General features: G+C 45.3%; 11 protein-coding genes. 7 read left to right on the top strand and 4 right to left on the bottom strand.

Annotated features, from left to right (window positions below):
- Positions 1 to 163: 163 nt before the first annotated feature.
- Entirely contained in the window at positions 164 to 592 is a 429-nt protein-coding gene (locus tag QUA57_RS22750) for an IS630 transposase-related protein (RefSeq protein ID WP_333251343.1), read from the bottom strand.
- 61 nt (positions 593 to 653) lie between these two features.
- Positions 654 to 1,640, bottom strand: coding sequence for an AAA family ATPase (locus tag QUA57_RS22745; protein ID WP_333063700.1), 987 nt, complete (start codon positions 1,638 to 1,640; stop codon positions 654 to 656).
- A gap of 159 nt (positions 1,641 to 1,799) precedes the next feature.
- Between QUA57_RS22745 and QUA57_RS22740 the strand changes: the two genes are divergently transcribed.
- The 4 genes from QUA57_RS22740 (at position 1,800) to QUA57_RS22725 (ending at position 3,292) form a co-directional block, all read left to right on the top strand.
- Positions 1,800 to 2,072: a hypothetical protein gene (locus QUA57_RS22740; protein WP_333063701.1), complete on the top strand. Its 273-nt coding sequence runs from the start codon at positions 1,800 to 1,802 to the stop codon at positions 2,070 to 2,072.
- Between the two features lie 132 nt (positions 2,073 to 2,204).
- Positions 2,205 to 2,402 (top strand): DNA-binding protein, encoded by a 198-nt coding sequence (locus QUA57_RS22735; RefSeq protein WP_333063702.1) that lies wholly within the window; start codon positions 2,205 to 2,207, stop codon positions 2,400 to 2,402.
- Complete coding sequence (locus QUA57_RS22730) at positions 2,402 to 2,791, top strand: type II toxin-antitoxin system death-on-curing family toxin (RefSeq protein WP_333063703.1); 390 nt, start codon at positions 2,402 to 2,404, stop codon at positions 2,789 to 2,791. The genes QUA57_RS22735 and QUA57_RS22730 overlap by 1 nt, the downstream gene beginning before the upstream one ends.
- A gap of 54 nt (positions 2,792 to 2,845) precedes the next feature.
- On the top strand, positions 2,846 to 3,292 hold the full coding sequence (locus tag QUA57_RS22725) for a DUF5958 family protein (RefSeq protein WP_333063704.1): 447 nt from the start codon (positions 2,846 to 2,848) through the stop codon (positions 3,290 to 3,292).
- 216 nt (positions 3,293 to 3,508) lie between these two features.
- On the opposite strand, the gene lepA is transcribed toward QUA57_RS22725, so the two are convergent.
- A complete protein-coding gene (gene lepA / locus QUA57_RS22720; protein WP_006632512.1) occupies positions 3,509 to 5,323 on the bottom strand; it encodes a translation elongation factor 4 in 1,815 nt (604 codons plus the stop codon).
- A gap of 327 nt (positions 5,324 to 5,650) precedes the next feature.
- Between lepA and QUA57_RS22715 the strand changes: the two genes are divergently transcribed.
- From QUA57_RS22715 to QUA57_RS22705, 3 genes are all read left to right on the top strand, one after another.
- Entirely contained in the window at positions 5,651 to 5,878 is a 228-nt protein-coding gene (locus QUA57_RS22715) for a type II toxin-antitoxin system CcdA family antitoxin (RefSeq protein ID WP_015176471.1), read from the top strand.
- A 564-nt stretch (positions 5,879 to 6,442) separates the two neighbouring features.
- Positions 6,443 to 8,338: an ATP-binding protein gene (locus tag QUA57_RS22710; protein WP_333063705.1), complete on the top strand. Its 1,896-nt coding sequence runs from the start codon at positions 6,443 to 6,445 to the stop codon at positions 8,336 to 8,338.
- 747 nt (positions 8,339 to 9,085) lie between these two features.
- Entirely contained in the window at positions 9,086 to 9,895 is an 810-nt protein-coding gene (locus tag QUA57_RS22705) for a GAF domain-containing protein (protein ID WP_333063707.1), read from the top strand.
- A gap of 307 nt (positions 9,896 to 10,202) precedes the next feature.
- On the opposite strand, the gene QUA57_RS22700 is transcribed toward QUA57_RS22705, so the two are convergent.
- Positions 10,203 to 11,741, bottom strand: coding sequence for a PAS domain S-box protein (locus tag QUA57_RS22700; RefSeq protein ID WP_333063708.1), 1,539 nt, complete (start codon positions 11,739 to 11,741; stop codon positions 10,203 to 10,205).
- Positions 11,742 to 12,026 lie beyond the last annotated feature (285 nt).

Here is a 12,026-nt window from a genome sequence, read left to right as displayed (position 1 = left end):
TCTGAACCAATATTTCTTTGAGACATCTTCTGAAATCCCCTTGACAACTGCCATACAGGCTTAACTTGTTACGAATGTGTTAACCCCAATAGAACACCCATTTCATCCAAAAAAACGAGCTTATCAGGGTCGATATTTTTTACTTTGTCCCAATATTCACACCTCAAAAGTTGCACTCGGTCGGTGGCAGATTGACTACTCCGTATTGTCTTTTTTTTCGCGTCAGATTTTGTTTGATTAATTCGCGACACATCATACTAGGACTGACAGATTGTTGGTAGCTATCTAGCCAATATTCACAATATTCTAATAAGGTACTATCAGGATATTTTTCTACCATCTGGGCTAATTTATCTGTGGACGAGTGCAACACACTTTTAAGGCTTCCACCCTGTTTTTTTGCTTGAACGTGACCAGTCGTTTGTTTTTGTTTTAAGATTTTTTGAACAAAGGCTTTACTCACATCAAAACGTTGGGCTACTTTCCTGACTGAGGTATCACCTTGTTCATAGGCTTTAATTATTTTTTTACGAAACTCGAGCGAATAAGCTTTCATTTTTTCTGCTGATGTACTGAATGTAGTGTACCACATTTACATGGAATTTGCTGTATTTTCGTAAAAAACCCGGTTTCTGGGCCCCGATGTGTAAGCCCTAGTTGATATAACGGGCATAAGTTTGATAGCACAACTGCATCAATTTCTGAGGAGAGCCGCCACTTTCACCAATTAACCCCGCAATTTCTGCCTCAGTAAAATTCACGGGCTGAGCAACAGGTGTTAACCAGGAAGCCTGGAGGCGACTAATAATAAATTCGCGGCTGATTCTTTCATCCCATTGCTTCAGATTTTCCTCAATACAAATCCCTTTAAAAGGAGATGTCATATTTTTGTCTTGACTGTCAGGAAACAGCGTATCTAGAGAGGTGCAGGCGGCGACAACTAGACGCAAAGGTGCGTTATTTCCCTCCGCCAAACCCCGCAATTGGCCGCGTACTTGATTAGTAAATCCATCCCAGGTCATTTTCTCGACTTCATCTAAAAGCAACAGCAATCGGTGCGATTCTAAAGCCCGTTGTAGTAAATATCCCTTCACTGTCTCGATACCCGCTTTGTCGCATAAAGCACCGTAAAAGTCATCTTCATCGCAAACATTTTTTAAATCGAGGTAAATGGGTTGGCGCGGATGATGGAGTTGATTTGGTGCTTCTCGGTAAATGGCTTGTAGCAGAGAACTTTTGCCGATCGCTCTTTCGCCAATGATTGCTACGCTACTGCCACTATTCAGCGTCTCGAATACCTGCCGAATTTCCCTTTCTCGGCCCAAGAAAAATCGCGGATCGTCTATCTTGCCATGTTTGGGAATAAATGGATTATTATAGTTAATATTTCTTGGCTCTTCATCGAGCTTTTCAATGTCTGGCCAATGCAATTCTAAAGCTGTGCAAATTGCAATAAAATAGTCGGTAGTGACACCCTTCTTGTTAGCCAAAAACTTCTTAACTGTTTGAAGGCTGATGCCTATATTTCCTCCCATCTTAACATTAGCTGCTAAGTCTTCGGGCCTCCAGCCTTTACGTTTGAGAGCTGTTTTTGCTTTTTCGATTCCTGCCTGGGATGCTTTGAGCGTTGGTTGTGGCATAGCCAAATTACAAACCTTTTAAGTATTGTAGCAAGCGATCGCAAACCAAACGCATCTTAAACGCATATCAAACTCCTAGTATTTGAAACCCATACACACCTTGGCTTTCAAGGTTTTGCCCTTTATGATTAGAATATCACCAATCAAAAGGTAGCAATTATGAAAGCTCAACCAAATCTGACACCTGCTAAACCCAAATCTACTAAAATGACTCGTACTCCCTCTCGTTTCGAGAAAGTCGTCTTCACCACTGTTACTTGTCTTACCTTACTTTCTGGAGGAGTATCTTTATCGCTTAGTATGCAAGAATCTATATCTCCTCAGCAAGCCAGCATTATTAACACTTGTAATGATACTTATAAAATAGGTGTGGCTACAATTTGTGGACTTTTAGGCGGTAAGGTAGTTCTAGATCGTAAGAATAATCAGTAATCTCTGATGGTTTATTTGCAAAAGTGCGATCGCCCTTCACGTCTAAAAGTGCGATCGCTCTTTCAAAAACCCTAACTCCTACTCAGACAGTTGACGTGCTAAACTCAGAGTATCGTCACAGCCACAAACAGAATGCAAACCATTACCATCACAATTCCAGACGATCGCCTGCAAAAGCTCCAAGAAACCGCCAATATCCTCGGCGTTTCCCTAGAAGCATTACTGCTTGCGGGTGCTGAAAACTTGCTAGCACCACCCGAAACATCCTTCCAAAATGCTATGGAATACGTCCTCAAAAAGAATGCTGAACTTTACCAAAAGCTCGCGTAATGCGCTATCTAACTTTAACAGAAATCTTAGAACTTTATCGGCGCATTATCGAGCAGTCTGGGGGAGCATTTGGCCTCGCTAATTTAGGAGCCTTAGAGTCAGCTTTAGCTCAGCCGCGCATGACGTTTGGCGGGGAGGAACTTTACCCAACTATCGTGGAAAAAGCTTCAGCCCTTGGATTTGCTTTGATTAGAAATCATCCTTTCTTAGATGGTAACAAACGCATCGGTCACGCAGCAATGGAAGTATTTCTAGTTTTGAATGGCTTTGAGATTTCTGCACCTGTGGAAGAGCAAGAAGAAATTATATTACAAGTCGCATCAAGCGCGATCGCCCGCGATGAATTTACTGAGTGGCTGCGCTGTCATATTGTTCCTAATTCTATTTGAGAAATTATGACGGAGAACCTCACGTTATATTTCAGCTAGACTTAGGAGAGGCAAATGAATCTAGCAGATGAAATTACAATCAATCAAATTCAACAAGAATTAATTAGCCAAGAAGATGCAAAAAACTGGTTTTTAAGCTTCCCAACCGAAGACCAGCAGGAAATATTGCAGCGGCTATCCTACATGACCCTCCAAGCAGGGGCGCGAGAAGAAGATGTTTCCCTAGCTATTGCCAAATCAAAACTTCGCCCAACTTACACCCCTTGTGTGTTGCTGAGCAGAGGGCGATTAAAAGAACAAATGGCAAAGCTTTTGAAACTGCCGCCCTCAGAATCTATCAAAACCTTTTTCCTGTTAATGAGTTTATTGGCAATTGCCGATGCGCGCAGGTACTGCAAATATTGTCAAGATGGCTGTAGCCACTGGTGGCATCGCGATTTGAGCGATCGCAAAGTTGTAGATGAAATTCAGCGCGAGTTTCAACAAAGCATTCTTGTTTAAGTTGTAGTAAGCTGTGATGCGATCGGGCGATCGCCACTCACGCTGCAGCCTTATTCTGGGCTTCCACAGGGACGGGCAAGATGCCCATCCCACAAGAAAACAGACTCTTTGTGGAACAGGCATCTTGCCTGTTCTAGATAATCGCAAATAACTACAAAAAACAGACTCTTTGTGCAACAGGCCCGAAAGCCTGTTCCTGACAAAAAGCCACACAGATTACGAATCCCGATCGAGCTTCAGCACAGCCATAAAAGCCTCCTGCGGCACATCCACAGTACCCACAGACTTCATCCGCTTCTTACCCTTCGCCTGCTTTTGCAGCAACTTCTTCTTCCGCGAAATATCACCGCCGTAACACTTCGCCAACACATCTTTCCGCAAAGCCGGAATGTGCTCCGAAGCAATCACCTTCGCACCAATTGTTGCTTGAATCGGCACCTTAAATTGATGGCGAGGAATCAACTCCTTGAGTTTTTCCGTCAATCCGCGGCCCACATTATAAGCCTTATCGCGGTGTACGATCATCGCCAAAGCGTCAACCGGATCGCCATTAATTAAAATGTCCATTTTCACCAACGGATTTTCGCGATAACCGATAAGGTGATACTCCATGCTCGCATAACCGCGCGATCGCGATTTCATCTGATCGAAAAAGTCCGTCACCACCTCCGCCAAAGGCAACTCGTAAACCAGCGTAGTTCTGCCTTGACTCAGATACTTCATATCCATAAAAATGCCCCGCCGACTTTGAGACAGTTCCATCAGCGCGCCCACATAAGTTTCTGGCGACAGCATTTCTACCCGCACATAAGGTTCCTCAATTTTCTCGCGATACTGAGGATCTGGCAAGTGGCTGGGATTGTCAATTGTTAACACTTCCCCTTTAATTGTTGTGATTTGATAAACCACAGAAGGAGCCGTAACAATCAAATCCAAATTGTATTCTCTCTCCAGTCTTTCTTGCACAATTTCCATGTGCAGTAAACCCAAAAAACCGCAGCGGAAACCAAATCCCATCGCACTCGAAGTTTCCGGTTCGTAAGAAAGCGCCGCATCGTTGAGTTCGAGTTTTTCTAAAGCTTCCCGCAAATCTGGAAATTGGTCAGCATCAATCGGGAACAAGCCGCAAAAAACCATCGGTTTTGCTTCTGTATAACCCGGCCAAGGCTCTGGTGCCGGCTTTTTGACCAAAGTAATCGTATCGCCCACGCGAGCATCAGCTACTGCTTTAATTGCCGCGCCCAGATAACCAACTTCCCCCGCGTGCAGTTCGTCTACTTGAACTTGAGTCGGTGAAAGGATGCCTAATTCATCGATGACATATTCCTTACCCGAAACCATCAACAAAACTCGATCGCCCTTTTTGACACTTCCGTCCATCACCCGGAAATACACAATTACCCCGCGATAAGGGTCGTAATAACTATCAAAAATTAGCGCCCGCAGCGGTTTGTCAACAGTATCCTGCGGCGGTGGCACCAATTCGACGATCGACTCCAAAATCTCATCTATACCAATTCCTTCCTTAGCAGAAGCCTCAATCGCCCCGCTACAGTCCAGACCGATAATTTCTTCAATTTCCCCTTTTACCCGTTCCGGTTCTGCCCCCGGCAGGTCAATTTTATTTAAAACTGGAATAATTTCCAAATTATTTCCCAAGGCAAGGTAGACATTTGCCAGGGTTTGTGCTTCCACGCCTTGAGATGCGTCTACCACCAGCAGCGCCCCTTCGCAAGCAGCGAGCGATCGCGACACCTCGTAAGAAAAGTCCACGTGTCCGGGAGTGTCGATCAGATTGAGCACGTACTCCTGACCGTCCTTGGCAGTGTAATTCATCCGAGCCGCTTGCAGCTTGATCGTAATGCCGCGTTCGCGTTCGAGATCCATATTGTCTAAAAACTGCTCCTTCATCTCCCGTGCCTGCACAGTCCCAGTCGCCTGCAACAGGCGATCTGCCAAGGTCGATTTTCCGTGGTCGATGTGAGCAATAATCGAAAAATTACGAATGCGAGATACAGGGACGTTAGTCATGTTTTTTATCGAAGAGCTAATCGGCAAAGGATACTTTTTGTTGTATGATTACACAAGCAAGAGTAGAGTGCTTACTTCAACCTCTTACTGGGGATTGAGATGAAACCACAACTGAGACAAACCTCAAGAGTATCAGTTATTACCCTTCAAGTGTCCGGGCTCGGTCGGACACCCAAAAGGAAAAAACTTTTCTCTGTCTCATTGTACAGAAAGCTGTTAAGCGGTTGAGGAAAGGTGGGGTGCAAATCAGGGACTGCAAATATCTAGTCCAGTCGGTTGTCATCAAAAGAATTGAAACTTAAGAATTAAAACTAGGATTTTTTAACTATGAGCCAGTCAAGTATACCCTCCCACAGTTCGTCAGAAAAAGTGGAACTATCTATCCATATAGATTCTGAACTCCTCGACCAAATTAAGCACTTGACGAATGACCCCAGCAAAGTCATTGAAACAGCAATCAAGCAGTGGCTCAGAGGCGAGCGCCGCGAAGACGAGCTGGCTCTGAGTTTACGCCGCAACCCCCCAGTCCCGCCCCGCGGTGAGTGGAACGACTGAGGTGTTCTCGCCCCAGACGGCGCGCGCAAATCTGCAGGCTGTGAAATTTAGATCGCGCGGGCGAACTCCTGCAGATTTCGTGGCTAAAGCTACAGGTGGTGGGCGAGTGAACTCGGCTAAATCACAACCTCGGAACTATTCCAGGTGAGGGAAAAAATGCGTGAGCCAGTCCCTGGCTTGAGTTGTTGGCAGCCTCAGATTTTGGCGTAATTTTCAAACTCGATCGTTAATCGGTGCAGATTCCTAATTCCTCAATCTTAATTTTTATCTTTAAATTACCCAAAACGGCTGAGAACGAATAGTTTTGAGTTTTGAGTTTAGTTCACAGTTAAATAATTAATATTTTATGATTTCATTAATCACTCAAAAGTCAATAGTAGAAGCCGAAAATTTTTGCAAATTGTGAGTTTTGAGCGATTAATGTTTTAATTAAAAAGCCAACAACTTTTTAATTGATTAATAACTCACAAATTAACAGTAGAAGCCCCAAACAATGGGAAGTCTTGAGATATTTATTAAAAACTCAATACTCCAAAATCCGAACTACTTTCATCCCCTACTCTGATGGACTCTAACACAGATTTCCGGCGATCGAGCCTCGCCTCTACAGTTTTTTTTCAAGAGTTAGGGGCAGAATTAGTATTTACCCAAGACGCCTCTGGTCGATATCTATCTTTTTACTGGCAAAAAGCCGAGCAATACAACCTTACAGCAGAACAAATTGTCGATCGCCCCTTCAGCGAAACCCTGCAACCCATCCCCCCTGCGCCTTATCTCGATATCCTGCGGCGGGCGCTCGAAACCCTCGTACCGCAACGGTTCAGCTATCCATTTGGCCACGCCGGACAATATTTTCTCTTCGATTTGACACTCACTCCGGCGATCGACTCAAACGGCAAAGCTACAAAAGTCTTAGTTATGGGAAGGCTGCTGTCTGACAAACCCACAGACAGACGGCCCGACTCCCCAGAATTCATGCTCTATCGAGCTTTGCCATCCCCCTTGGACGCCCGCCAACAAATGTCGCTTCCAGCGAGCCGTATCCCCGGTCGATCGCTCCCTCCCTACTCGGAAATAGACCGTAAAATCATCTCCCAAATCGCTCAAAACCTGCACAAAACCCTCGATTTAGCCACCATTTGGCAGCAAACTGTTAACAGCTTGGGTCAAGTTTTAAACGCGAGTCGCTGCATCATCTGTTCCTACAAAAAAGACAGCGAAAATCTCGAAACCTCCCCCTTCCTTGCCTCTGAAAATCAGCCAAAATCGACCGCCGCCGCCGAATTACAACAGTCAATAGCTAGCTACCCCTCGCCCCCGCTTTCCCCAACTCAAATCGAAAATCTCCAATCGAAAACTTTTAAAGTAGTAGCTGAGTACCGCCAAGAAGCTTACTCTTCTATGCTGGGAGTAGAACTGCGCGCAGCCGAACAGCCCGGATGGATTCAAACTTTAGCCACCTTAAAACCAGTAGCAGTCGATTACGCCTCCCCCGCCACCGATCCCTTCCACCGCCATTCCGTGCTCGTAGCAGCTACCTCCTATGAAGACCAACCCAATGCACTGATATGTTTGCACCGCTGCGGCAGTTCCCCGAAATGGAGTCCAGTCGAACTCGAATTCGCCCGCGAGTTAGTCGCTCAAGTCGGCAGTGCGATCGCCCACGCTACACTTTACCAAGAATTAGAACAGGCCCGCGCCGAAGCCGTAGCTCTTTCCCAACTTAAAAGTCAATTTCTTGCTAATACTTCTCACGAACTCCGCACCCCCCTCAACGGCATCCTCGGCTTCCTAAAACTGCTTATGGACGGCATGGCAGATGACCCCGAAGAAGCGCACCAATTTATCGAAGAAGCTTACCGATCAGCAGTACATTTGTTCAATGTGATTAACGATATTTTGGATGTCGCTAAAATCGAAGCTGGCAAAATGGAGTTAGATCTCGCTCCCGTCAAACTCGGTGAACTGTTGCAACAAGTTGAGAATTTTACACGGGTTCAAGTCGAGCAAAAGCGATTGCAATTTCAAATCCAAAAACCCCCTGTGGAGGACGAGATTATTGTGTACGGCAACTACCAACGCCTGCTTCAGGTAATCTTGAACCTCACGGGCAATGCGATTAAATTTACCGGGGAAGGGGGAATTCGCATCAGTGCCGAGGTTATTAAGAAAAAGGTGACTGTTCACAACCAGCAGTTCCCCGGAATGGTGAAAATTCGAGTTGCTGATACTGGCATTGGGGTTTCTCTCGACAAGCAGGATAAATTATTTGAGTCGTTTTTTCAGGTAGACGGTGCTCGTACCAGACAATACGGCGGCACCGGTTTGGGATTGGCTATTTCTCAAAAACTGGTAGAAGCAATGGGGGGTACAGTAAATTTTTACAGTATGGGGGAAGGACTCGGCTCGACGGTTACTTTTACTGTGCCGCTTTATCAAGAACCACTATTTAAAAATTAATCATCGGTAATTGGTCATCGGGACGTTGAAGGAATTAGGAATCAGCACAAATTAAGAAGCAAGAGGGAATCAGGAAGCCGAAAAAAAAACTGCTAGAGCGGTTCTCAACTTTGGTGAGTTACTCGCCAGCTTTCTTACCAATTACCAATTACCCAACTGTACCTTACTCACTTAAAAATTGCTATATTCGTGTATCCGTGAGTTCCGTTTCGTGAATAAAAGCCATCAATAATTTGTAATTATCCTACAAACACAGTTCGATCGCCCACCCGCGTATCAATTTTGACTTTTATCCGTCGCCGAGCTCCCTCCTTAGGAGTTTTGGACTCATATTCATCACCCCCGCCACTTCCGATCCCCACCCAGAATTGGCATAAATCAAATCAGGGGGATACGGATAACAGCTAATCTTTAATCTGTCGGCTGGCAGCTCACACCTCTGAGTAAACCCCCACAAACCGCCAACTTTACAATAACTTAATGGCTACTTTTAGCAATGATTCAGCTTTCCAATCCCCTACTGTCAAGGATTTTTAAGAAAATACAACGCTCTCCCTTCTATGTGAAAATCATAAAGATCTTGTAAAGACACCGCAAATACTTAGTAAGGTTTGACTGCCTGTGGCAATATTTAAGTAGAATTACGTAATCCATAAGTCGGACAGTGGCAGGCTGACAAATTCAGTAACTTCCTGCTCTGTTGCCGGAGTGGTAAACTTTTGCCAGTCTAGTAGAAAAAGGGTTGCTATGAATCAGCAAATATCAGCTCAATCGCAAAAACTTTTACTCCAAATTGGCAGAAATATTCGTCGCACCTTGGATCTCCATACCATCTGGCAGCAAACAGTTAACACTCTGGGAGAAACACTAGGCGTCAGCCGCTGTATCCTTTGTCCCTATGAAAGTTCTAGCCTGCAAGTCAAAGTAGCTGCTGAATACTGCCAAGAACCATTTTTACCCATGCTGGGAATGGAAATTTCGCTGACAGCAGCACCTCATTTCCTTCAAGCTCTAGCCACCCTCGAACCCGTGGTAGTAGACTCCTTTGCAGCCAATGACCCTTTTGGGCCGCAGTCGCTGCTAGTGGTGGCTACCGCTTACCAAGAGCAACCTAACGGCATAATTAGCTTGCATCAGTGCAAAGGTCGATCGTCGCGGAAGGGTAAGACCGATCGACCTTGGACTCAAGCCCAGATCGAATTCGCACAAGAACTTGCCGATCAAGTAGGAAGTGCGATCGCCCTCGCCACCCTCTACCAAGAGCGCACCAAGCGAGTACAAGGACTATCCCAACTCAAAAAGCAATTTTTGTTGAAGGCGTCCCACGAGCTCCGCACTCCCCTAAATCACATCATTGGCTATCTACAACTAACCATAGACGATCAAGCTGACGATCCCATAGAGGAGAGAGATTTTATCCAAGAAGCTCACCGTTCGGCTATCCACCTTTCTCAGGTAATTTCCAATATCTTAGATTACATTGAGTTAAGTGAAGCTTGCCAAACTCACGCAGAGTTAGCCACTTTGAGGAGTCAGGAAAAATCTGGGCATCAGTAAAGTTTTTAGTGGCGTATTGAATAAGTCTAATATTTACCGTGCTAACAAATTTTACCCTGGAAAAAGCTGACACTTTATCGATAGATTCCCTCAATAAATTCGGTAGCTGATTCATCAATTATTTTTAGGGAATTATAGTTTTACACAGTACAGCATAGCAAATACTACACGTAGTAGCTCGGTGTATTTATCATATTATGTCCGCTCGAACGACTCCCATCAAATAGGTTATTTGACCCGAAAGGATATGGCAAGCATAAAATTGCACTTTCGCACTTTTAATGCTTTTAACTTGTGCTTGATAGCATTACCCACCGCCCTTTTTTTTCGGAGTTTTTGGAGGGCTGACATAGCGCGCCCAAAAAGGCTCCTCCATATCTTTCATCGCTGCTAGCTTTTGGCGCTCTTCCTCTATGCGCTTGCGTTCTGAAAGATCAGAAAATATGTTGATACTGCCGACAGTCTGGCCGCCCGCATCTCGCACGCGTGTCGCCCAAAGCCAAACATTGATCGAACTACCGTCTTTTTTCAACAAAGATATTTCCAAACCGTTTTGCGGTTTGCCATTAGACGCAGACTTTAGCAGCGCGTAAAAATCTTGCTTTTGGCCTTCAGGAATATTTGGTAAAGGTTTCCCTAAAACCTCAGCCGCAGTCCAGCCAAAAAGTTGTTCGGCGGCGCGGTTCCAAACAACGGTATTGCCGTCATTGCTGGTACAGTTAATCGCCAGCGGCGCCGATGCTATCTGCGCTTGCAAAACTTGGTTAACGAGTTGCAGTTTCAATTCTACTTGCTTGCGATCGGTAATTTCCTGACAAGCGCCCCACAAACGGACAACCCGCTCAGCAGTTTTGTCCCACACCACTTGCCAGTAGTCCTGCAACCAGCGCACCTCGCCTTTTTGATTAATAATGCGATACTCATTGGCTCCAGTGCGACTGAAAGTACAGCCTTCTAACTGTTTAATTAACATTTCCCTGTCGTCGGGATGAACGAGTTCGGAGTTCCACCAACCAAACGATTCTAATTCTTCAGGAACGCAACCGGTGCAGCGCTCAAAAGCTTCTGTCGCCCACTCGCAGGCGAACTTGCCGTCGGGCAGTCCCTTAAAAGAATAGGCAAAATCCGAAGTAATTTGCGACATAACTCTGTAGTGGAGTTCCGACTCTCGGACTGCGATTTCGGCTTGCTTTCGTTCCCCTATTTCCCGCGAATTAATTATAATTCCCTGCACGCTAGAATCGTAAAGCAAACTATTACCTATCGACTCCATGTAGAGCCAAGAACCGTCAGCGTGGCGTTTCCGATATTCGATTGCCCCTCCAATTCCCGGAGATTCTAACAACTTACCAAAATACGTCTGCCAAGCTAGCAAATCGTCTGGATGGATTAACTCGCCGTGAAATTTGCCAATTCTTTCTTCTGGGTTGTAACCCAAAAGCCGCTGTAGGGCTCCGCTGTGGTATCGAACTCGCCCGTCGGAGCCGACAATGCTAATTAGATCGGGAGAATTACGCAGCATAGCTTGCAGTTTGGCTTCACTTTTAGTTAATGCTTGAGTGTCCCTGCGATGCTGGCTGATTTGTTTTTCCAACTGCTCCCGTAGCTGTCTGATTTGCCCTACTTGCTGGGCTACAGTGCGTTCCAAGAGGCGATTATTTTTTTCTATTTCAACCAGCTTTGCCGCGTTATTTGTGGCGCTTTCAAACAATCGGCTGCCTGCCATTTCCTGTAGAGAATTCGATAAATCTTCCAAAACTTTTGTGAAAATTGCCTGTTGCGGGTGTGGCAATTTCCTAGCTTGTTCCTGCAATGTTTCTAAGTGTTTGTAGACAGTTTCTAGCATTTTATTAAGGGGGGAATCTAATAGTTGCCTGCGGGTGCAACCCCTAAAAAGCGGACACAAGTTTTTTCAACATAACCCATAACTAAGACTGGTGTCTGGCGATCGACCAATCGCGCTCTCAATAACCAGGCATTTTGTGACTTTATCTTTTCGTGGGGGTTGGGGGGAGCTATAAGACCCACACCATAATCTCTGATTTGATGTGGAATACATGGACTCCCCCAAGTTAATTTTATGGGACTCCATGTCCCTTAAATTAACATTTAACGCTACACTACTCACCAG

The sequence above is a fragment of the Microcoleus sp. Pol7_B2 genome (assembly GCF_036701035.1).
In the GTDB taxonomy this organism is placed as follows: Bacteria; Cyanobacteriota; Cyanobacteriia; order Cyanobacteriales; family Microcoleaceae; genus Microcoleus.
The sequence above is the reverse complement of the archived record's forward strand: the minus strand, read 5'-3'. Positions and strand labels throughout refer to the sequence as shown.